19 protein-coding genes and 3 pseudogenes are annotated in these 20,905 nt (G+C 66.5%); 14 read left to right on the plus strand and 8 right to left on the minus strand.

What is annotated here, in order from left to right; genetic code table 11:
- The 3 genes from fahA to AC25M7_RS08690 are packed head-to-tail and all read left to right on the plus strand — an operon-like array spanning position 1 to position 3,336.
- Positions 1-1,293: a fumarylacetoacetase gene (gene fahA, locus AC25M7_RS08680; protein ID WP_028689839.1), complete on the plus strand. Its 1,293-nt coding sequence runs from the start codon at positions 1-3 to the stop codon at positions 1,291-1,293.
- A gap of 12 nt (positions 1,294-1,305) precedes the next feature.
- Positions 1,306-1,935, plus strand: a complete 630-nt coding sequence (gene maiA / locus AC25M7_RS08685) for a maleylacetoacetate isomerase (protein ID WP_028689838.1) — start codon at positions 1,306-1,308, stop codon at positions 1,933-1,935.
- A gap of 51 nt (positions 1,936-1,986) precedes the next feature.
- Positions 1,987-3,336, plus strand: a complete 1,350-nt coding sequence (locus tag AC25M7_RS08690; protein ID WP_069016136.1) for an MFS transporter — start codon at positions 1,987-1,989, stop codon at positions 3,334-3,336.
- Here AC25M7_RS08690 and AC25M7_RS08695 read toward each other — a convergent pair.
- Entirely contained in the window at positions 3,325-4,131 is an 807-nt protein-coding gene (locus AC25M7_RS08695; RefSeq protein ID WP_062363983.1) for a SirB1 family protein, read from the minus strand. The two genes, AC25M7_RS08690 and AC25M7_RS08695, sit on opposite strands and share 12 nt — an antisense overlap.
- 123 nt (positions 4,132-4,254) lie before the next feature.
- Here AC25M7_RS08695 and AC25M7_RS08700 point away from each other — a divergent pair, with 123 nt between their 5' ends.
- Complete coding sequence (locus tag AC25M7_RS08700) at positions 4,255-5,274, plus strand: Leu/Phe/Val dehydrogenase (RefSeq protein WP_028689836.1); 1,020 nt, start codon at positions 4,255-4,257, stop codon at positions 5,272-5,274.
- Between the two features lie 33 nt (positions 5,275-5,307).
- Here AC25M7_RS08700 and AC25M7_RS08705 read toward each other — a convergent pair whose 3' ends face one another.
- Positions 5,308-5,571, minus strand: coding sequence for a YebG family protein (locus AC25M7_RS08705; protein ID WP_069016135.1), 264 nt, complete (start codon positions 5,569-5,571; stop codon positions 5,308-5,310).
- Between the two features lie 222 nt (positions 5,572-5,793).
- Between AC25M7_RS08705 and AC25M7_RS08710 the strand changes: the two genes are divergently transcribed.
- Positions 5,794-6,264 carry a phosphate-starvation-inducible protein PsiE gene (locus AC25M7_RS08710; RefSeq protein WP_028689834.1) on the plus strand — a complete coding sequence of 157 codons (471 nt, stop codon included), beginning with the start codon at positions 5,794-5,796 and terminating at the stop codon, positions 6,262-6,264.
- Between the two features lie 3 nt (positions 6,265-6,267).
- On the opposite strand, the gene AC25M7_RS08715 is transcribed toward AC25M7_RS08710, so the two are convergent.
- On the minus strand, positions 6,268-6,567 hold the full coding sequence (locus tag AC25M7_RS08715) for a DUF3509 domain-containing protein (RefSeq protein ID WP_051555641.1): 300 nt from the start codon (positions 6,565-6,567) through the stop codon (positions 6,268-6,270).
- 129 nt (positions 6,568-6,696) lie between these two features.
- Positions 6,697-7,044 carry an HPF/RaiA family ribosome-associated protein gene (locus AC25M7_RS08720; protein WP_023630676.1) on the minus strand — a complete coding sequence of 116 codons (348 nt, stop codon included), beginning with the start codon at positions 7,042-7,044 and terminating at the stop codon, positions 6,697-6,699.
- A gap of 252 nt (positions 7,045-7,296) precedes the next feature.
- On the opposite strand from AC25M7_RS08720, the gene AC25M7_RS08725 reads away from it, so the two are divergent.
- The gene (locus tag AC25M7_RS08725; protein WP_028689833.1) at positions 7,297-8,400 is read left to right on the plus strand and encodes an NADH:flavin oxidoreductase; all 1,104 of its coding nucleotides are present in this window, start codon (positions 7,297-7,299) and stop codon (positions 8,398-8,400) included.
- On the opposite strand, the gene AC25M7_RS08730 is transcribed toward AC25M7_RS08725, so the two are convergent.
- On the minus strand, positions 8,369-9,580 hold the full coding sequence (locus tag AC25M7_RS08730) for a glycosyltransferase family 4 protein (protein ID WP_213883030.1): 1,212 nt from the start codon (positions 9,578-9,580) through the stop codon (positions 8,369-8,371). The two genes, AC25M7_RS08725 and AC25M7_RS08730, sit on opposite strands and share 32 nt — an antisense overlap.
- 269 nt (positions 9,581-9,849) lie before the next feature.
- Here AC25M7_RS08730 and AC25M7_RS08735 point away from each other — a divergent pair.
- Together AC25M7_RS08735 and AC25M7_RS08740 are read left to right on the plus strand one after the other, a co-directional pair.
- Positions 9,850-10,482 (plus strand): annotated as a pseudogene (locus AC25M7_RS08735) (PAS domain-containing protein); the annotation flags it as partial.
- Between the two features lie 177 nt (positions 10,483-10,659).
- Positions 10,660-11,076: pseudogene (locus tag AC25M7_RS08740) on the plus strand (methyl-accepting chemotaxis protein); the annotation flags it as partial.
- A 78-nt stretch (positions 11,077-11,154) separates the two neighbouring features.
- On the opposite strand, the gene cysZ reads toward AC25M7_RS08740, so the two are convergent.
- On the minus strand, positions 11,155-11,883 hold the full coding sequence (gene cysZ, locus AC25M7_RS08745; RefSeq protein ID WP_028689830.1) for a sulfate transporter CysZ: 729 nt from the start codon (positions 11,881-11,883) through the stop codon (positions 11,155-11,157).
- A 311-nt stretch (positions 11,884-12,194) separates the two neighbouring features.
- Between cysZ and trxB the strand changes: the two genes are divergently transcribed.
- The gene (gene trxB, locus AC25M7_RS08750; RefSeq protein WP_028689829.1) at positions 12,195-13,157 is read left to right on the plus strand and encodes a thioredoxin-disulfide reductase; all 963 of its coding nucleotides are present in this window, start codon (positions 12,195-12,197) and stop codon (positions 13,155-13,157) included.
- Between the two features lie 74 nt (positions 13,158-13,231).
- Here the strand turns inward: trxB and nadC are convergent, their stop codons facing one another.
- Complete coding sequence (gene nadC / locus AC25M7_RS08755; RefSeq protein WP_486970945.1) at positions 13,232-14,080, minus strand: carboxylating nicotinate-nucleotide diphosphorylase; 849 nt, start codon at positions 14,078-14,080, stop codon at positions 13,232-13,234.
- A gap of 243 nt (positions 14,081-14,323) precedes the next feature.
- On the opposite strand from nadC, the gene AC25M7_RS08760 reads away from it, so the two are divergent.
- The 5 genes and pseudogenes from AC25M7_RS08760 (at position 14,324) to AC25M7_RS08780 (ending at position 20,101) form a co-directional block, all read left to right on the plus strand.
- Positions 14,324-16,468 (plus strand): DUF1631 domain-containing protein, encoded by a 2,145-nt coding sequence (locus tag AC25M7_RS08760; RefSeq protein ID WP_069016132.1) that lies wholly within the window; start codon positions 14,324-14,326, stop codon positions 16,466-16,468.
- A gap of 94 nt (positions 16,469-16,562) precedes the next feature.
- On the plus strand, positions 16,563-17,129 hold the full coding sequence (ampD, locus tag AC25M7_RS08765; protein WP_028689826.1) for a 1,6-anhydro-N-acetylmuramyl-L-alanine amidase AmpD: 567 nt from the start codon (positions 16,563-16,565) through the stop codon (positions 17,127-17,129).
- Positions 17,126-17,956 (plus strand): regulatory signaling modulator protein AmpE, encoded by an 831-nt coding sequence (gene ampE / locus AC25M7_RS08770; RefSeq protein WP_062363992.1) that lies wholly within the window; start codon positions 17,126-17,128, stop codon positions 17,954-17,956. Before ampD ends, ampE begins: the two co-directional genes overlap by 4 nt.
- Before the next feature lie 1,110 nt (positions 17,957-19,066).
- Positions 19,067-19,243: pseudogene (locus AC25M7_RS08775) on the plus strand (HAMP domain-containing protein); the annotation flags it as partial.
- 153 nt (positions 19,244-19,396) lie between these two features.
- Complete coding sequence (locus AC25M7_RS08780; protein ID WP_486970999.1) at positions 19,397-20,101, plus strand: methyl-accepting chemotaxis protein; 705 nt, start codon at positions 19,397-19,399, stop codon at positions 20,099-20,101.
- Here the strand turns inward: AC25M7_RS08780 and AC25M7_RS08785 are convergent, their stop codons facing one another.
- Positions 20,102-20,905, minus strand: a complete 804-nt coding sequence (locus AC25M7_RS08785) for a TatD family hydrolase (protein WP_062363995.1) — start codon at positions 20,903-20,905, stop codon at positions 20,102-20,104.

Genomic DNA, 20,905 nt, shown 5'->3' on the forward strand with positions numbered 1-20,905 from the left:
ATGAACCACACCGCCATTGCCCGCAGCTGGGTCGAGCACGCCAACGGGCACCGCGACTTCCCGCTGCAGAACCTGCCCCTGGGCATCTTCAGCCGCCCAGGGCAGGCGCCACGTTGCGGCGTGGCCATCGGCGACGCGATCCTCGACCTCGAGGCCGTGCTGGCCGCTGGCCTGTTCGACGGCGCGGCCAAGGCCGCCGTCGAGGCCACCGTCGGCGGCGCGCTGAACGCCTTCTTCGCCCTGGGCCGTACGGCCCGCGTGGCCCTGCGCGAGCGCCTGCTGGCACTGCTGGACGAGGGCAGCGAGCACCAGGCTGCGCTGAAGGCAGCGCTGTACCCGGCCAGCGAATGCCAACTGCACCTGCCGGCGAAGATCGGTGACTACACCGACTTCTACGTCGGCATCGAGCATGCCAAGAACGTCGGCAAGCTGTTCCGCCCGGACAACCCGCTGCTGCCCAACTACAAGCATGTGCCGATCGGCTACCACGGCCGCGCCTCGACCATCCGTGCCTCCGGTGCCGATGTGCGCCGCCCCAAGGGCCAGACCCTGCCGGCGGGCCAGACCGAGCCGAGTTTCGGCCCTTGCGCGCGCCTGGACTACGAGCTGGAGCTGGGCATCTGGATCGGCCAGGGCAACGACATGGGCCAGCCGATCCCGGTGGGCGATGCCGCCGAGCACGTGGCCGGCTTCTGCCTGCTCAACGACTGGTCGGCGCGGGACATCCAGGCCTGGGAATACCAGCCGCTGGGCCCGTTCCTGTCCAAGAGCTTCATCACCACGGTGTCGCCGTGGGTGGTAACCGCCGAGGCACTGGAGCCATTCCGCTGCGCCCAGCCGGCCCGTCCGGAGGGTGACCCGCAGCCGCTGTCGTACCTGCTGGACAAGCGCGACCAGGCTGCCGGCGCCTTCGACATCGAGCTGGAAGTGCTGCTGCTGACCGAGCGCATGCGCGAGCAGAACCTGCCGGCGCATCGCCTGACCCTGAGCAGCACCCGCAGCATGTACTGGACCGTGGCGCAGATGGTTGCCCACCACAGCGTCAACGGCTGCCAGCTGCAACCGGGCGACCTGTTCGGTTCGGGTACCCTGTCGGGCGCCGCGCCGGGGTCGTTCGGCAGCCTGCTGGAGATCACCGAGGGCGGCAAGCACCCGGTGGAACTGGCCAGCGGCGAGGTGCGCAAGTTCCTCGAGGACGGCGACGAGATCATCCTGCGCGCCCGTTGCGTGCGCGAGGGCGTGGCCAGCATCGGCTTCGGCGAGTGCCGCGGCACCATCGTCGCGGCCAACTGAGGGGGCAGGGCGATGGAACTGTTCACCTACTACCGCTCCACCTCGTCGTATCGGGTGCGCATCGCCCTGGCGCTCAAGGGCCTGGACTACCAGGCCCTGCCTGTGAACCTGCTCAAGGGCGAACAGCGCGGCGCGGACTACCTGGCGCTCAACCCCCAGGGCCGGGTGCCGGCCCTGCGCCTGGAGAGCGGCGAGCTGCTGGTGCAGTCGCCGGCGATCATCGAGTACCTGGAGGAAGCCTTCCCCGAAACGCCACTGTTGCCCCGTGCGCCCGAAGCCCGGGCCAGGGTGCGCGGCGTGGCGGCGATCATCGGCTGCGATGTCCATCCGTTGCACAACGTCAGCGTGCTCAACCAACTGCGTCAGTTGGGGCACGACGAGGCCCAGGTCAACCAGTGGATCGGCCACTGGATCAGCCAGGGGCTGGCGGCGGTGGAGCAACTGATCGGCGATGACGGCTTCTGCTTCGGGGCGACGCCGGGCGTGGCCGACGTCTACCTGATCCCGCAGCTGTACGCGGCCGAGCGCTTCAACATCGACCTCGGCGGCTACCCGCGCATTCGCCGGGTGGCCGCCCTGGCCGAGCAGCACCCGGCCTTCCACCAGGCCCACCCGGCGAGGCAGCCCGACACGCCCGACTGATCGCCACCGCCCGCACCTGCACTCATAACAACAAAAGACAGGGACCTTGCGATGCACAACCAGATAGCCAGCTTTCGCGCGGCGCTCGACGCGCGCCCGGTGTCACCCTACCAGTGGCGCCTGCTGCTGCTGTTGATCCTGCTGTTGGTCACCGATGGTTATGACGCCCAGGTGCTGGGCTATGTGATCCCCGCGCTGGCCCAGGACTGGGGGCTGGAGAAGGCCGCCTTCGGGCCGGTGTTCAGCGCCAACCTGCTGGGCCTGACGGTCGGCTCGCTGGCGGTGACGCCACTGGCCGACCGCTTCGGCGTGCGCCGGGTGCTGCTGTGCTGCGTGCTGCTGTACGCCAGCCTGACGGTGCTGATGGTGTTCGCCTCTTCCCTCGACAGCCTGATGCTGGCGCGCTTTCTCTGCGGCATCGGCATGGGCGGCGCCATGCCCAGCGCCATGGCGCTGATGGCCGACTATGCGCCGCCTCGGCTGCGTACCCTGATGGTCACCCTGGCGGCCTGCGGATTCTCCCTGGGCGGCGCGGCGGGCGGCTTCGTCGCCGCGGGCTTCATCGATCATCACGGTTGGCAGGCAGTGTTCCTCGCCGGCGGCGTGGCGCCCTTGCTGCTGTTTCCGTTTCTGATGCTGTTCCTGCCCGAGTCGCTGCCGCGCCTGCTGCGCGACGCCCCGCCCTATGCGCGGTTGCAGCGGGTGACTGCCCGGTTGTTGCCCGGTTGGCAGATACCAGTGGCGCGGATCGCCAGCGACGAGCCGGCGGACAGCAAGCTCACCATGGTGGCGCTGTTCCGCGACGGTTTCGCCCGCCCGACCCTGCTGCTGTGGAGCACCTTCTTCGTCAGCCTGATCCTGCTGTACTTCATGATCAGCTGGCTGCCGTCGCTGCTGCAGGAAAGCGGGCTGGCGCTGAACCAGGCCAACCTGGTCACCTCGCTGTTCCTGTTCGCCGGCACCTTCGGTGCCGTATGCCTGGCCTGGTGCGCCGACCGCATGGCCAACAAGGCCTATCTGCTGGCCGCCGTGCTGCTGGGGGCAGCGCTGTTCAGCGTGCTGGTCGGCCTGAACCATGATGACCCGCGCTGGCTGGTGCCCAGTGTGTTCGCCGCCGGCTTCTGCATCATCGGTGGCCAGCTGACGCTCAATGCCTTCGTCAGCAACTTCTACCCGGCCCAGGTGCGCGCCACCGGCACCGGCTGGGCCCTGGGCGTCGGGCGCTTCGGCTCGATCCTCGGGCCGCTGCTGGGCAGCCTGCTGCTGACGTTGCACATGCCAGTGGAGCAGATCTTCTTCTTCTGTGCCGTCCCGGCCGTGCTGGGAGCGTTGTTGATCAGCCGGGTGCGGGCGCCGCGGCCGCGTGAGCCGAAGGTCGCGGGCGAGGTCTTAATGGATTGAGCGCTTGGCGCTGGGCAGCTGGCCGAGGCGCTCGCTGAGTTTCAGGCGTTGCAGCGGGTCGTCAGTGAGCAACAGGGCGTGCTCCAGGTCGAAGCGTTCGGCCTGGGGGCAGTCCAGGTGCTGGTACAGCGTGGCGCGGGCCAGGTAATCGCTGACCTGCACCGGGCCCAGTTGCATGACCCGTTCGGCATCGATCAGGGCGGCCAGGTTGTTGTCGTTGCTGGTATGCAGCTGGCGCAGGTTACGCGACAGGCGCTGGAGCATCTGCCTCGGCGAAGCGCCGCGCAGGTGCTCGGCGGTCAGCGGCAACTGCGGGCCGTACTGGCGGGCGAGCAGTTCGCGGCAGTCGTTGGGGTAGAGGCGCCGGCCACCACAGGGGTCGAGCAGGTGATCGGCGCCGGGTACGCGCAGCAGGAAATGGCCGGGGAAGTTGACGCCCTCCAGCGGGATCGACAGGCGGCGGGCCAGTTCCAGGGCGAGGATGGCCAACAGCAACGGCTGGCCGCGGCGGCGCTGCAGCACCTTGTCCATCAGGGCCGCCTGCGGTCGCAACGGGTGGTATTCGTCCTGCTGGAAGCCCAGGGCGTTGAGCTGGCGTAGCAAGGGCTGGGCCAGCTCGTTGAGCGGCAGCATCGGCAGGCTGGTGCTGACGTCGCGTTGCAGTTCGTGCAGTCGGGCCAGGCCGGCTGCGGGCTCGACACTGGCGTCATGCTCGGCGGCAATCCACAGGGCAGCTTCCAGCAGGGCGACCGGCTCGCGTTCCAGGCAGGCCAGGCAGGCTTGGCGTGGGTTCATGGGACCTCTCCATCACGCTTAACTTGTAGCCCTGGCGCGGCTTTTCGTCCAGTGGTCCGTCCGTGCGGTGTCCGGCCTCGACCTGTTTATACTGGTAGGAGCACCTCTTTGGGGAGCCCGTCTATGTTCGAGCTCATGCAAAGCACCCGCGCCCAGTCACTGCACCTGTTCATCGACCCGCCCACGGGCCTGAAGGCCGTGGTGGTGATTCACAGCGAACAACTGGGGCCGGCCATGGGCGGCTGCCGCTACCTGCCCTATGCCGACGACGAGAGCGCCATGGCCGACGCCATCCGCCTGGCCCAGGGCATGAGCTACAAGGCGGCCCTGGCCGGGCTGCCGATGGGCGGTGGCAAGGCGGTGATCGTGCGTAATCCGCACGTGGAAAACCGCGCGGCGCTGTTCGAGGCCTTCGGCCGCTTCGTCGACAGCCTCCAGGGGCGTTTCATCACGGCGGTGGACAGCGGCACCTCGACCCTCGACATGGACTGTATTGCCCAGTCCACTCCCTACGTGACCAGCACCACGGCCTCGGGCGACCCGTCGCCCCATGCGGCCATGGGTGTGTTCGCCGGCATTCGCGCCACCTCCATGGCCCGGCTGGGCAGCGACAACCTGGAGGGGCTGCGGGTGGCGGTACAGGGCCTGGGCAATGTGGGCTACGCCCTGGCCGAGCAACTGCATGCGGCGGGCGCCGAGTTGCTGGTCAGCGACCTGGACCCGGGCAAAGTGCGCCTGGCGGTGGAGCAGTTCAGTGCCCATCCGGTGGCCCATGAGGCCTTGATCAGCACCCCGTGCGACATCTTCGCCCCCTGTGGCGTGGGGCCGGTGCTCAACGGGCAGAGCGTGATGCAACTGCGCTGTGCGGCGGTGGCGGGGTCGGCGAACAACCAGCTGACCACGTTGCAGGTGGCCGACCAGTTGGAGAGCCGGGGGATCCTGTACGCGCCGGACTACGTGATCAATGCGGGCGGGTTGATCTATGTGGCGTTGACCCACCGGGGGGAAACCGTGGGTAGCATCACCGCGCACCTGGCGCGAATTCCCACGCGGCTGACCGAGGTGTTCGCCCATGCCCAGGCAGAGAAACGGTCGCCGGCGCGGGTGGCGCAAATGTTGGCGGAGCGCTTGCTGTATGGCTGAGGGCCTGGGCGCGGGGCTTGCCCCGCGATGCGGTCATTCGGCCTCGCCACCTTCGAGCAGCTCCGCCAGCGCATCCGGCTGGCTCTTGAACGCCCGGGCGAACACGTCGCGGTTCTTGGCCATGTAGATACCGGCTTCCTCTACCTGCTGTTCGCTCAGCGACGGCACGGCCTTTTGCAGCACCTCGGCCAGGCGCTCGGCCAGTTCGAGCATCTTGTCGTGACGGTCTGCTTCGGCCTTATCCATGAACAAGCGCTCCGGGTCGCGGCTGCTGCGGTACACCACTTCGACGGCCATTCATCACCTCTGTGCCTTTTTGCTGGTTGGATTGCGGATAACTGTATTTTTATACAGTACATCGCTCGACCATCATCCTGCAACCGCAATGATGGCCCGGCAAACTGAAAATCAGCGTAGCCCACAGGTGCCCTGCGGCAATCGGCCGCCTTCCAAGACAGGGGCCGTGGCCCTTTAACTGCATGGCACAAGACCTTCAGCCGTATCTAGGAATCGAACATCGTGAACATCAAATGGGCAGAAAGACTGCGCAAAGGCCTGCACGGCTCCGCCGACTCGCTGGGCAACCTGTGCGTGGAAGCCTTCCACTACCTGGCGCTGTTCGGCATCGGCGCGATCACCGCCTATGCGGCGGTGGCGACCTTCATGGACATGCTGGGCAAGGGCGGGGTCAGCGTCGATGACATCCTGCTGCTGTTCATCTACCTGGAGCTGGGGGCGATGGTGGGGATCTACTTCAAGACCAACCACATGCCGATCCGCTTCCTGCTCTATGTGGCGATCACTGCATTGACCCGCCTGCTGATCGGCGATGTCTCGCACCACAAGGCGCCGGATGTCGGGCTGCTGTACGTGTGCGGGGGCATCCTGCTGCTGGCATTCGCCATCCTGGTGGTGCGCTACGCCTCGTACCGTTACCCGTCGACCAAGGCGCTGGATGCCAGCGGCAAGGAAGTGGACGAGGGCAAGTAGCGCTTAGTTGGCACTGCCGGCGGCAGGAAAGCGCTGCTCGCCGTGCCAGGTGCGGGTCAGGGCCGCCAGCACTTCCAGTGGGTTCTGCCCCAGCTCGATGGCCAGGCCCAGGCGGATGCTGTCGATGACCCGTTGCAGGCGCACTGGGTCGTTGCGCTGGGCCTGGCTGATCAGGCGCCTGGCGACCACGCCGCTGTCGTCGGACAGGGTCAGCATGATGCTGCCGTCCAGGCGCTCGATGCTCAGGTTGACCCGGTACTCGGGGGCGAAGGCGGCGCTGATCTGATCGAAAGGGTTGTTCATGGTCGGGGTCTGCAGTGAATGACTGCAGGGGTTGACCGGAGGCGGCCGGGGTTGGTTCAGGCCCGCTGATCGGCCAACAATGAAAACGCCCGGCGCAAGGCCGGGCGTGCTTGTCTGAACCCTTGTCGGTCAGGCGTCTGGATCGCTCAGTTCCAGGGCGCCGCGCTTGCTGCGCAGTTTGCCGTAGAAGTGTTCCAGCGCGTGGTTCAGCTTGCTGGCGGCGCCATCGACGGCATGTTCCAGCGAAGTGGCGGTGTGGGTCACGGAGATCGGCTGGTGGCCTTTCGGGCGAGCCTCCATCTGGCAGCGTTTGTCGTGGGGACCGGGCTTGGCGCCGTTTTCGTCACGCAGGTGGACTTCAATGCGGGTGAGGTCGTCCTCGTAACGTTCGAGGCTGCTTTGCAGGGTACTGCGGACCCATTGGTCGAGACGGATGTTGCCTTCGATGTGGTTGCTGCTGTTGACCTGGATTTGCATGATTCAATCCTTATTCAGCTTGCTCGCGAGAGGCGTGCCTAGGCCACTGAGGGCGTTGGGTTTTCTGCGCCTCTTGACTCTAAAGTCAGGCAACCGACGGACGAATTCAAGCCCTTTTGCAAAATAAATTTCCTGTTGCAAATCGGTCCGCCCACAGCGATACCTGCCGATCACTGCAATCAATGATGCTGTGACACGCACTTGGCGGCCCCTAAGCTCGGGCGCATCCATTTCATCCCTCGGGAGCGCCGCATGTCCAGCAACCCTCTGTTCCAGCCCTTCACCCTCGGCTCCCTCGACCTGCCGACCCGCGTGGTCATGGCGCCGATGACCCGTACCTTCTGCCCCGGCGGCGTGCCCCACGACGGCGTGATCGAGTACTACCGCCGCCGCGCCGCCGCCGGTGTCGGCCTGATCATCACCGAGGGCACCACGGTCGCGCACAAGGCCGCCAACGGCTACCCCAACGTACCCCGTTTTCACGGTGAGGATGCCCTGGCCGGCTGGAAGCGCGTGGTCGAGGCCGTGCACGCCGAGGGCGGGCGCATCGTGCCGCAGCTGTGGCATGTGGGCAGTGTGCGGCGCCTGGGCACCGAGCCGGACGCCGCGGTCCCGGGCTATGGCCCGAGCGGCAAGGAAAAGGACGGCCAGGTGCAGGTCCACGGCATGAGCCGGGAGGATATCCGCGAGGTGATCGCCGCCTTCGCCCAGGCGGCGCGCGATGCCCAGGCCATCGGCATGGACGGCGTGGAGATCCACGGCGCCCACGGCTACCTGATCGACCAGTTCTTCTGGGAAGCCAGCAACCGTCGCGATGACGAATATGGCGGTGACCTGGCCGGGCGCTCGCGCTTCGCCATCGAACTGATCCAGGCCGTGCGCGCGGCCGTCGGCCCGGACTTCCCGATCATCCTGCGTTTCTCGCAATGGAAGCAGCAGGACTACAGCGCGCGCCTGGTGGATACCCCCGAGGCCCTGGCGGCGTTCCTCAAGCCCCTGTCCGAGGCGGGCGTGGATATCTTCCACTGCTCCACCCGGCGCTTCTGGGAGCCGGAGTTCGAGGGCAGCGAACTGAACCTCGCCGGCTGGACCCGCCAGCTCACCGGCAAGCCGACCATCACCGTGGGCAGTGTCGGCCTGGATGGCGAGTTCCTGCAGTTCATGGTCGCCACCGACAAGGTGGCCAAGCCCGCCAGCCTCGAAGGGTTGCTGCGCCGCTTGCACAACCAGGAGTTCGACCTGGTGGCCGTGGGACGCGCTTTGCTGGTGGATGCCGAATGGGCGCGCAAAGTGCGGGAAGGGCGTGAAGACGATGTGCTGCCGTTCAGCCGTGAGGCGCTGACGACCCTGGCTTGATCACCAGTGGCGGGGTCTGTTCGCGGGCGGCCTGCGGCTGGCGGCAGGCGCCGTACAGGTAGCCCTCGAACTGCTCGACGATCGCCGGCCAGCCCTGGCGGCTGGCGTGCTGGCGGGCGTTCAAGCGCACCCGGCGCAGGGTTTCGCCTTCCTCCAGCAACCAGCAGGCGGCGTCGATGAACGCTGCCTGGTCCCCCGGCATGGCCAAGGCGCCACTGTGGCCGTGGCGGATATGCTGGGCGGCGGCGGCTTCGTCGTAGGCGACCACGGCCAGCCCCGAGGCGAGCGCTTCGAGCACGACGTTGCCGAAGGTTTCGGTCAGGCTTGGGAACAGGAAAAGGTCGCCGCTGGCGTAGTGCTCGGCCAGTACCTCGCCGCGCTGCGCGCCACAGAACACGGCATCGGGCAGTTGCTGTTCGAGTTGTCCACGCAGCGGGCCATCACCGACGATCACCAGGCGCAGGCGCCGCTGCGGATAGGCCTTGCCCAGGGCCTCCATGCAAGGACGCAGCAGGGCCAGGTTCTTCTCCGCGGCCAGGCGCCCGACGTGTAGCACGGCAATATCGTCCACACCCAGCCCCCACTGCTCGCGCAGGGCCTGGCTGCGGCGTGCCGGTGTGAACAGGCTGGCATCGACCCCGCGGGCCATCAGACCGAGCCGTTCGAAGCCGCGGCGCTCCAGCTCCAGGCGCTGGCTGACGCTGGGCACCAGGGTGATGGCGGTGCGCCGATGGAACCAGCGCAGGTAGTGGGTGAGCATCCGCGACAGCAGGCCCAGGCCATACTGCCCCGAATATTGCGGGAAGTTGGTGTGAAAGCCGCTGACCACCGCCACGCCCAGGCGTCGGGCGGCGCGCAGGGCGCTCAGGCCCAGCGGGCCTTCGGTGGCGATGTACAGCACATCCGGGCGCTGCCTGCGCCAGCGACGCCACAGCTTGTGCATCGACACCTCGCCCCATTGCAGGCCTGGGTAGCCCGGCAATGGCCAACCTCGGCACAACAGCAGGGTCTCGTCGTTGCCGGCCCCGTTGTCGGTGGCCTGGCGCGGGCGGATCAGTTCCACCTGGTGGCCGCGCTGGCGCAGCCCTTCGCTGAGGCGTCCAAGGGTGTTGGCCACGCCATTGATCTCGGGTGGGAAGGTTTCGCTGACCAGGGTAATACGCAGGGACGGTGTGCTCATGGGAAAAAGTCTGGGCCGCCCCCGTTTCGGGCATGTGACGCCTTTGTGACGGGTACGTGACGCCTGATTTCCGGCACTTGCATCCGTTTGAATATTTCCTTGCAAGGCACTCAAGAACCCTCGCCACGCAGCCGATGCAGAGGCATTCGACTCTATGAATTCGCTCCGGGAGAGCGGCCATGTTCAACAGCAAATTGAAGAAAGAAATCCAGCAACTGCGCGAAGAGCTGATGTCCATCGAGCAGGTCAAGAACAGCCTCGACAGCGAAATGCTGGTGCTCCAGCTCGATCCCCAGGGGCGCATCGAGTCGGTCAACGGCAACTTTGAGGCCGAGATGGGCTATCGCGCCGAGCAACTGATCGGGCGCAACATCGAGGAGATCGTGCCCGCGCATGTGAAGAAGCTCGATTTCTACCAGCGCATGAAGCAGGCCATCACCCGTGGCGAGCACCTCAACGGTGCCTTCCGTCTGCTGCGCGGCAACGGTGACGAGGCGTGGCTGCGTTCGATCCTGCAGCCGGTCAAGAACAGCGAAGGGCGCATCAAGTACTTCTCCCTGCACTCCAGCGACCTGACCCGCACCATCGAGACCTCCCGCGAGCACGAGAGCCTGATCAAGGCGCTGATGCGCTCCACCGCGGTAATCGAGTTCAACCTCGAAGGCCAGGTACTGACTGCCAACGACCGCTTCCTGCAGACCATGGGCTACAGCCTGGAGCAGGTGCGCGGCAAGCCGCACCGTATGTTCTGCGAGCCGGAAGAAGCCAACTCGCCTGGCTACCAGGAGTTCTGGAACCGCCTGCGCCGCGGCGAGTTCGTCGCCGAGCGCTTCAAGCGTATTGATTCCCATGGCCGGGTGGTCTGGTTGGAGGCTACGTACAACCCGATCATCGACGCCCACGACGTGCTCTACAAAGTGGTCAAGTTCGCCACCGTGATCACCGACCAGGTCAACCAGGAACTGGCCGTGGCCCAGGCCGCCGACATTGCCTACACCACCTCGCTGGAGACCGACGACAGCGCACGCAAGGCCACCGACGTGGTGACCCAGACCGTCGAGGTGATGCGCGGCCTGGAAGGTTCGATGCAAAACGCCGCCGATGGCATCCAGGCGTTGGACAAGCAGTCAAAGGTGATCGGCGCGATCATCAAGACCATCAGCGACATCGCCGGTCAGACCAACCTGCTGGCGCTCAACGCCGCCATCGAAGCCGCCCGCGCCGGCGAGCAGGGGCGCGGCTTCGCCGTGGTCGCTGATGAAGTGCGTCAGTTGGCCTCGCGCACCAGCAGCGCCACCGAGGAGATCGCCAAGGTGGTGCAGCAGAACGAACAGCTGGCCCAGGCCGCGGTGGACATCATCGACACCAGCAAGCGCCAGGCCGAGCAGGGCCTGGCCCTGGCCGCCGATACCGGCGGGGTGATCGTCGAGATCCAGGAAGGGGCGAAGAAGGTGGTGGATGCGGTGGGGCAGTTTTCCAGCCAGTTGAGCCACTGACCGGACTTAAGCCATCGCGGGACAAGCCCGCTCCCACGCATTGCGCGTGGGAGCGGGCTTGTCCCGCGATGGCTTCATTCAGGTACGCTCACGCACCCAGAACAGCGTCGCTCCGGCCACCGCCGCCGGCATCATCAGCACGTTGACCCCCGGAATCATCAGCGCAAGATAAGTGATCCCGCCAAACCCCATCGATTGCCAGCGCTTCTGCCGCAGCCAGGCGAGCATGTCCTGCCAGCTCATCTTGTTGTTGTCCGCCGGGTAGTCGATGTACTGGATCGCCATCATCCAGATCCCGAACACCAGCCACAGTGGCGCGGCGATCACGTTCACCACCGGGATGAACGAGAGGATGAACAGGCCGATGGCCCGAGGCAGGAAGTAGCCCAGCTTGCGCATCTCACGGCTGAGGGTGCGTGGCACCATGGCCACCAGCTCGGCCCAGCTGAAGGGCGGGAAGTTGTCCTGGCCGCGCACCACCACCTCGACCTTTTCCGCCAGGAAGCCGTTGAACGGCGCGGCGATGACGTTGGCCAGCAGGGTGAAGGTGAAGAACACCATCAACAGCACCAGGGCAACGAACAGCGGCCACAGGATGTAGGTGAGAAAGCCCAGCCAGTCGGGCAGGGTGGGCATCAGCGCATCGACCCACAGGCTGAACTGATGGCCGGCGAAATAGATCAGGCCGCCGAACAGCAGCAGGTTGACCGCCAGGGGCAGCAGCACGAACAGGCGCAGGCTCGGGCTCAGGACCAGTTTCAGGCCTTCGCGCAGGTACTGGGGGCCGGACAGGACGGGGGCTTGCATCGGAATGCTCCGCTTGAGGAAAACGCGCTGACCTTACCGAGTTTGGCGCGCGGACGAAAGGCACCGCGCCTCTGGGAAACGGTGTGTAACAAAGCACTGGGACAATGGCTGCCGGATAGAGACTGTCTATAAGGTGGATTGTCGAAGGATATTTCCTTAATCTCTGCGGCCTCGCTACAGTGCGCTCAACTTTTTCGGTTTTGGACCAACGCGTTGTAGCCTTCCCCAAGTGCTGCGTGGGTCCCTTTTAATTCCAGCTGGCGCAACCGGCACCTAGATGCCCCGTGCGGCCCGCTCGACAGGAGTTCGACATGTCTGAAGTACGTCATTCGCGCGTCATCATTCTCGGTTCCGGCCCTGCCGGTTACAGCGCCGCGGTGTACGCCGCCCGTGCCAACCTCAAGCCGCTGCTGATCACCGGCATGCAGGCCGGCGGCCAGCTGACCACCACCACCGAAGTCGACAACTGGCCGGGCGACCCCCACGGCCTGACCGGCCCGGCCCTGATGCAACGCATGCAGGAGCACGCCGAGCGCTTCGAGACCGAGATCGTCTTCGATCACATCAACGCCGTCGACCTGGCCAACAAGCCGTTTACCCTGCGCGGTGACAGCGGCACCTACACCTGCGACGCGCTGATCGTCGCCACCGGCGCCAGCGCCCGCTACCTCGGCCTGCCGTCGGAAGAAACCTTCATGGGCAAGGGTGTGTCGGCCTGCGCCACCTGCGACGGTTTCTTCTACCGCAACAAGCCGGTCGCCGTGGTCGGTGGCGGCAACACCGCCGTGGAAGAAGCTCTTTACCTGGCCAACATCGCCAGCAAGGTGACCCTGGTGCACCGCCGCGACACCTTCCGCGCTGAGAAGATCCTGATCGACAAGCTGCACGCCCGTGTCGCCGAAGGCAAGATCGAGCTCAAGCTCAATGCCACCCTGGATGAAGTGCTGGGTGACAACATGGGCGTGACCGGTGCGCGCCTGAAGAACAACGACGGCAGCTTCGACGAAATCAAGGTCGACGGCGTGTTCATCGCCATCGGCCACACCCCGAACACCTCGCTGTTCGAAGGCCAGCTGACCCTGAAGGACGGCTACCTGGTGGTCCACGGTGGCCGTGAAGGCAACGCCACCGCCACCAATGTCGAGGGCGTGTTCGCCGCTGGCGACGTGGCCGACCACGTCTACCGCCAGGCCATCACCTCGGCCGGTGCCGGCTGCATGGCGGCCCTGGACGTCGAGCGTTACCTGGACGGCCTGGCCAACGCCGCGCACTGATCCAGCCTTTGCGGGCCAGGCCCGCGATAAAAAAACCGGCCATCTGGCCGGTTTTTTTGTACTCGCGTTTCAGCTCACAGGCTCAGGCGCATCGACAGGTCCACCGCCTTCACGTCCTTGGTCATCGCGCCGATCGAGATGTAGTCCACCCCCGTCTCGGCAATCACCCGCAGGGTGGTCTCGTTGACGCCGCCGCTGGCCTCCAGCTTGGCCTTGCCGGCGGTGATGCTTACCGCTTCGCGCATCTCATCCAGGGTCAGTTCGTCGAGCATGACGATATCGGCCCCCGCCGCCAGCGCCTGACGCAGTTCGTCCAGGCTTTCCACCTCGATTTCCACCGGTTTGCCCGGGGCGATGCGATGCGCCGCAGCCACGGCTTCGGCCACGCCACCGCTGGCGGCGATATGGTTTTCCTTGATCAGGAAGGCGTCGTACAGGCCGATGCGGTGGTTGTGGCAGCCGCCGCAGGTGACCGCGTACTTCTGCGCCAGGCGCAGGCCGGGCAGGGTCTTGCGGGTGTCGAGCAGGCGCACCTGGGTGCCTTCCACCAGGTCGGCCAGGAAGCGCGCGCGGGTGGCCACGCCCGAAAGCATCTGCAGGAAGTTCAGCGCCGTGCGCTCGCCGCTGAGCAGCGAGCGCGCCGGGCCTTCGAGGTGGAACAGCACCTGGTTGGCCGTGGCCCGCTCGCCGTCGGCCAGCTGCCAGTGCACCGCCACCCGTGGGTCGAGCTGGCGGAACACCGTATCGACCCAGGCGGTGCCGGCGATCACGCAGTCCTCGCGGGTGATGATGGTCGCCTTGGCCAGGCGCTCGGCCGGGATCAGCTGGGCGGTGATGTCGCCGCTGCCGATGTCCTCGAGCAGCGCGCGGCGCACGTTGGCTTCGATTTCGGCGGTCAGGTCGGCGAGGCGTAGGTTCGGCATGGTCGGCTCCACAAGCTAGGTGCCGCGATTATAGGGCAGGGGGGCGGCGTGTACAGCTGCCGGGCAGATGACCTTTGGTCAGGCGGTTTGAGCATTCCTGCGAACGCACTGTCAGTTGAGGCGCACGAATGGGGTGCTGGCAGCTGTCGGTGTTTTCACCGATAATGGCGACCAGTATTTGGCGTCATAGCTTTGACGATCCCCTTTCAGTCGAACAACGCAACATCCAGCAAGGAGTTCGGGATGCATGATGAAGGCAAGGTGGTGCCCCTGGCGGCCGCCATCGACCGGGGTGCGCGCGCGCCCTCGCCATGCCTTCCCGTGCTGCTCCTGCAGGTGCGCGACAAGGCCGCCCTGCAATTGCGCCAGGGCTTGCAGGCGTTGTTCGACAATGCCGATGACACCCTGTTTGAAATGGCCGACAAGGCCAGCGGCCGCCTCGACCAGAACCTGTATTTCGAAGCCATGCGCGACTTGCGCCTCAAGCGCAAGAGCATCGAGCGGGGCTTCCTCGACACGTTCTACGAGGCCTTCGCCCGCATCGGCCAGGGCGACGGGCTCGAGTCCCTGGTCAGGGCGCAGACGCAGGACAAGCCGTCACTGGAGCGCTCGGTGGCCGTGCAGGCCATGGTCGACCGGGTGCTCTCGCGCGACGGCTTTCTGCTTGAGCAACTGAATCTGCGCTTCACCACGCTGCTGGAGCTGCCGGTGGCCAGCGCAAGCAATCCCCTGGGGCCCGGCAACCTGTGTGGCTACTTCCTGGATGCCGGGCGCAACCTGGGAGTCGGTGCCAGCGTCAAGATGGTGCTGCTCAAACTGTTCGAGCGCTACGTGCTGCGCGACCTCGACCTGCTCTACGGCGAGGCGAGCCAGTTGCTCGCCAGCGCCGGCGTGCTGCCGGAGCTGATGCCCGCCCCGCGGCGCCGCGCCGAGGACCGCCGCAGCATCGCCCGGCGCGTCCCGACCAGCCCGGCGCAGGGCGGCTTGTCCGACTCGGCCGGCCAGGCGTTCTTCGCCTCGGTGCAGGCGTTGCTGGCGCCGGTGCGTGGGCGTGTCGCGCCGCGGCTGCAGGCGGCCGGATCCGCGCAGCCGACCAGTACCGGCGACCTGCTGCGCCTGCTCACCCACCTGCAGCACTATGTGCCGGCCCCCGGCGAGCCGGATGACTTCAACCTCGGTCAGCAACTCGAGCAGCTGCTGCTGCGGGTCAGCGTGCGCAGCGGCACGCGGCGACGCATAGCCACCGACGACGAGGACACGATCAACCTGGTCGACCTGCTGTTCGCCTACATCCAGGGCGACGACAACCTGCCGGCCAGCCTCCGGGCGCTGATCGCCCGCCTGCATATCCCGGTGCTCAAGGTCGCGCTGATCGACAAGGGCATGTTCAGCCGTGCCGGCCACCCGGCGCGCCGCCTGCTCAACGAGATAGCCGCCGTGGCCATCGGCTGGGAAAGCGATGCCGAGGGACTGCGCGACAGCCTGCACCTGCGGGTCGAGCGTATTGTCCAGCGCCTGCTCAATGATTTCTCCGACGACTGCGCGGTGTTCAACGAGCTGCTCGATGAGTTTCTGGCCTTCAGCCAGGACGAGCGCCGACGCAACGAACTGCTCGAGCAGCGCACCCGTGACGCCGAGGAGGGCCGTGCCCGCACCCTGCAGGCCCGCCAGCGGGTGCAGCGGGAGTTGAACGACCGCCTGCACGGCCGGGTGCTGCCGCAGGTGGTGGTGCAGATGCTGGTGCAGTCCTGGAGCCAGGTGCTGCTGCTGGCCTGGCTGAAGCAGGGCGAGGGCTCGGCGGCCTGGGCCGACGCCTTGGCGACGGTGGACGACCTGCTGGTCAGTATTGCCCCGTACCGTGAACCGCAGCGCCTGCTGGAGCAGGTGCCGGGCCTGCTCAAGGCCCTGCGCGACGGCCTGGCGGGGATAGCGCTGGACTCCGCCGCCACCCGTGATTTCTTCCTGCAACTGGAGAAACTGCACCTGCGTGCCTGCGGTGGCACGCAGGAGCCGGATGCCGCGCTAGACGAGGTGTGGATTGAGGACGATATCGTGCTGGCGGTCAGCGACGAGTCCGCCCTTGCCCCTGGCCTGCCTTTCGACGATCAAGAGCCGGCATTGCGCCAGGTGCAACGCTTGCAGGTCGGTACCTGGGTCGAAGTGATGGACGACGACGAGCCGCTGCGTTGTAAGCTGGTGGCGCGCATCGACAGCAATGATCGCCTGGTCTTCACCAACCGCACCGGCATGAAAGTGCGTGAATGGAATCGCATGGGCCTGGCCCTGGCCTTGCGTCGTGGCGAGGTGCGCTTGCTGGACGGCGGCCTGCTGTTCGAGCGGGCGCTGGAGGCGGTGCTGGAGCAGTTGCGCGGGCAGCAGGCGCAGTAACGCTGACTTTCCCTACACAATCATTTACATGCAAGCGCCGGTTGGTCACGGCATACTGGGTACCTGTCTCGGGCGTCATTTCAGGATCTGCACCATGCAATTGGACCGTGCGACCGGCTGGTTCACCGGCGTCAGCCACTGCCCCTCGCCGAACTTCAACGCCCGCCCCGAGGGTGAGGCCATCGCGCTGCTGGTCATCCACAACATCAGCCTGCCACCCGCCTGCTTCGGTACCGGCAAAGTCCAGCAGTTCTTCCAGAACTGCCTTGACCCGAACGAGCACCCTTATTTCGCCACCATCAACCACCTGACTGTCTCGGCGCACCTGTTCGTCGAGCGCGATGGCGCGGTGACCCAGTTCGTCTCGTTGCTCGACCGTGCTTGGCATGCCGGCGTGTCGCGCTTCGGCGAGCGCGAGGGCTGCAACGATTTTTCCATCGGCATCGAGCTGGAGGGCACCGATGAACTGCCCTATACCGATGCCCAGTACGCCACCCTGGAGCGGCTGACCCGCGAGATCCGTGCGGCCTGGCCGGTGATCGACGCCCAGCGCATCTGTGGCCACAGCGATATCGCCCCGCAGCGCAAGACCGATCCGGGGCCGGCCTTCGACTGGCCGCGCTACCGGGCCGCGCTGCAATGCAACGAGGACAAGGCATGAGTTTTCTGGTGTTGGTGCTGGCGCTGTGGGTCGAGAAGTTCTCGGCCCTGCGCCAGCGGTTGCAACGCGACGGCTTCTACCTGGGCGAACTGGTGCGCCTGGAGCGCAGCGGCAAGGTCCATCCCTGGTGGACGCTGGGCATCCTGGTCCTGGCGCCGGTGGCGCTGCTCGTGCTGCTGCTGCATGTGCTGGAACCTGTGGCCTACGGCCTGCTGGCGTTGCCGGTGCACCTGCTGGTGCTGGTCTACAGCCTGGGTCGCGGCGATGTGAAGGCGGCGCTCGGGCCGTTTCGCGACGCCTGGCGCCGCGGTGACGACCAGGCCGCGCTGCACGTGGCCGAACGCGACCTGGGGCTGGCCGCCGACGATCCCCAACGCCTGATCAAGCAGGTCCAAGGCCACTTGCTGTGGCAGGCCTACCAGAGCTTCTTCGCGGTGATCTTCTGGTACTTCCTGCTGGGCCCGAGCGCGGCGTTGGCCTACCGCCTGCTGGCGCTGACCATGGACCATAGCCGCCAGCCGGCGCTGCAGACCCTGGCCGGGCAATTGCGCCATGCCATGGACTGGCTGCCGGTGCGGGTGATGACGGTGAGTTTCGCCCTGGTCGGCAATTTCGTCGCGGTGACCCGGGTGATGTTGCACGAGCTGCTCGACTGGCACGTCAGCGCCGGGCACCTGGTGGCCAAGGTCGGTCGGGTGGCCGACGACATTCCCGAGGAAGAAGACCGCCAGCGTGGCCTGGAACGCCTGGACAGCCTGTGGGAGCTGCTGCTGCGCTGCGCCGTGTTGTGGTATGCCTGCTTCGCCCTGTGGACCGTGCTGGTCTGAGCCGCTTATCAACGCGTTGGTTGCTTAACCATAAGTTACAAACCTTGATTCCAATCTGCGCTATACAAAGCCACTGGCCCTAGATGGCTTTGTGCTACCCCGCAGAACAACAAGAATTCAAGGAGGTGACCTGTGAAGCGTCTGCTCTATCCGGCCATCGCACTGATGAACCGGCTTAGCTTCGGCATGAAGTTCAGCCTGATCAGCGTCCTGTTCTTCCTGCCCATGCTGGTCACCAGCTTTTACCTGGTCCGCGATGCCTACAACCAGCTACAGGCCACCCGTGGTGAACTCCAGGGGCTGGCGCCGCTGTCCGAGAGCCTGGCCTTGCGTGGCGACCTGGAGTCGCTGGGCAATCTGCTGCAAATCAACGCCGTGCTGGGCCAATCGGGCCAGGCCGGCGATGTGGAAAGCCGTATCGGTGCCCTGCAGGACAAGGTCCAGGCCCGCCTCGAGGGTCTCAAGGGCAGCGATCCGGCGCTCGAAGCCAAGCGTGCCGAGCTGGCCGAGGCCTTTGCCCGCGCCCGTGACGAAAGCTCGCTGCAGAACAAGGCGGCACTGTTCGACAAGCTGCTGGCCCAGGCTCAGGTGCTGGGCAAGCTGGTCGCCAGCCAGTCGGGCTTGAACCAGGACAGCCAGGCTTCGGTGCGCCAACTGAGCGAACTGATCGGCAACGCCACGGCGCAGGTCACCCAGGCCCTGGGCGAAGGCCGGGCGATGGGCGCGGTGGCCCTCGGTCGCGGCTTCATGGATTCCTCGGGCAGCGCGCGCTTCGAAGACCTGCTGCAGCGCCTGGAGCGGCTGTCCGCCGACTATGCCATCCGTCTCGACGACGTTCTGGCCAGCGATGCCGGGCTCAAGGCCGCGCTGGCCAGCGATGCCCAGGCCAGCCAGGCCACGGTCAAGCAGGCCGCGACCCTGTTCGAGGACCAGGTGGTCGTGGCCGAGACCCTGGATGCGCCCTGGAGCGGCTTCTACCAGCAGACCAGCGACCTGATGGCGCAGACCTACCGCTTCAACGACGCTGTCCTCGCCCACCTGCATGGCCAGCTGGAAGAGCGCCTGGGCGAGCACCACCTGCGTACGACCGCGTTGGTCGCGGCCCTGGCCATGGTGTTCGTGCTAATCCTCTACCTCTACGGCGGCTTTTACGTCTCCACCCGGGAAACCCTGGGCAACCTGGGCAACGCCATGGACAAGGTCGCCGCCGGCGACATGACCATCAGCTTCAAGGCCAACAGCCAGGACGAACTGGGCGAGCTGGGGCGTGGCTTCAACGAGACGGTACGGCGCATTCGCGGGCTGATCGAGCAGGTCGGCAAGACCGTGACCACGGTCGAGGAACAGGCCGGGCAGGTGCTGTCGGTGTCGAGCCGCAGCAACCAGGCGGTCAGCGGCCAGCGCGAGCAGATCGAGCAGGTGGCCACGGCCATGAACCAGATGAGCGCCACCGCGCAGGAGGTCGCCCGCAGCGCCGCCCTGGCCGCCGAAGGCGCGCAGCGGGTCAACCACGAGAGCGCTTCGGGCCGCGACCTGGTGGCAAGCCAGCAGGGTAGCATTGCCCGCCTGGCCGGCGAGATCGACCAGAGCGTGGCGGCTGTGAACCAGCTGGCGGGCGACAGCCAGGCCATCGGTCGGGTGCTGGAAGTGATCCGCAGCATCGCCGAGCAGACCAACCTGCTGGCCCTCAACGCCGCCATCGAGGCAGCCCGGGCCGGCGAGCAGGGCAGGGGCTTCGCGGTGGTCGCCGACGAAGTGCGGACCCTGGCCAGGCGTACACAGGACTCCACCGAAGAGATCGCGCAGATGATCCAGCGCCTGCAGGATGGCGTGGGCGCGGCGGTGCGGGTGATGGGCAGCAGCCACCAGATGGCCGCCGGCACCGTGGACGAGGCACGCCAGGTGCAACAGGCCCTGGGCAATATCCTCGGCGCGGTGGGCGGTATCGTCGAGCAAAACCAGCAGATCGCCGCCGCCGTCGAGCAGCAGACCTCCGTGGCCCACGACATCGACCAGAACATCGTGGCGATCAACCGCGCGGCACAGGACACCACCGAGGGCGCCTGCCAGACCGAGGACGCCAGCCGGGCGTTGTCGGCGCAGGTGGTGGAGCTCAAGCGGTTGATCGGGGCGTTCAGAGTGTGATCATGGCCGGCGCGAATCCGTGTCGGGCTTCCAGCCAAACACCTCGCAGGCATTGCGACTACTGGCTTCGGCCAGCAGCCCTGGCTCGATCCCCATGACGTCGGCCAACGCCTCGGTTATCTCGGGCAGGTGCTCCGGGCTGTTGCGCCGCCCTGGGAACATCACCGGCGCCATGTCCGGCGCGTCGGTCTCCAGCACCACGCTGTCCAGCGGTAGCCGTGGCAGGGTCTTGCGCAGGCGCAATGCCTGGGGCCAGGTGCCGGCGCCGCCGAGTCCCAGCTTGAAGCCGAGCTTGATGTATTCCCGCGCCTCTTCGTAGCTGCCGGCAAAGGCATGGATGATCCCCGCCCGCGCCGGCTTGTAGCGTTTGAGCGTGGCGATCACCTGGGCGTGGCTGCGGCGCACATGCAGCAGCGACGGCAGCTCGAATTCGCAGGCCAGTTGCAGTTGGGCTTCGAACAGCGCCTGCTGGCGCGTCGGGTCCAGCTGGGGCAGGTAGAAGTCCAGGCCGAACTCACCCACCGCGCACAGCCGTGAATCGCCGCGCAAGCGCTCGAGCCAGTCGCGCAGCTGCGCCAGGTGTTCGGGGCGGTGCTGCTCGAGGTAGATCGGGTGCAGCCCCAGCGCCGCGTACACGCCTTGGTTGGCGCAGGCCAGGTCCCAGACCCGCTGGAAGTTGTCCTGGAACACCCCCAGCACCACCATGCGCTCCACCCCGCGCGCCGCCGCGTTGGCCAGCAGGCGCGGGCGGTCGGCGTCGAAATCGGGGAAGTCGAGGTGGGTGTGGGTGTCGATCAGGCGCAT

Source organism: Pseudomonas sp. P106(2024) (assembly GCF_057480815.1).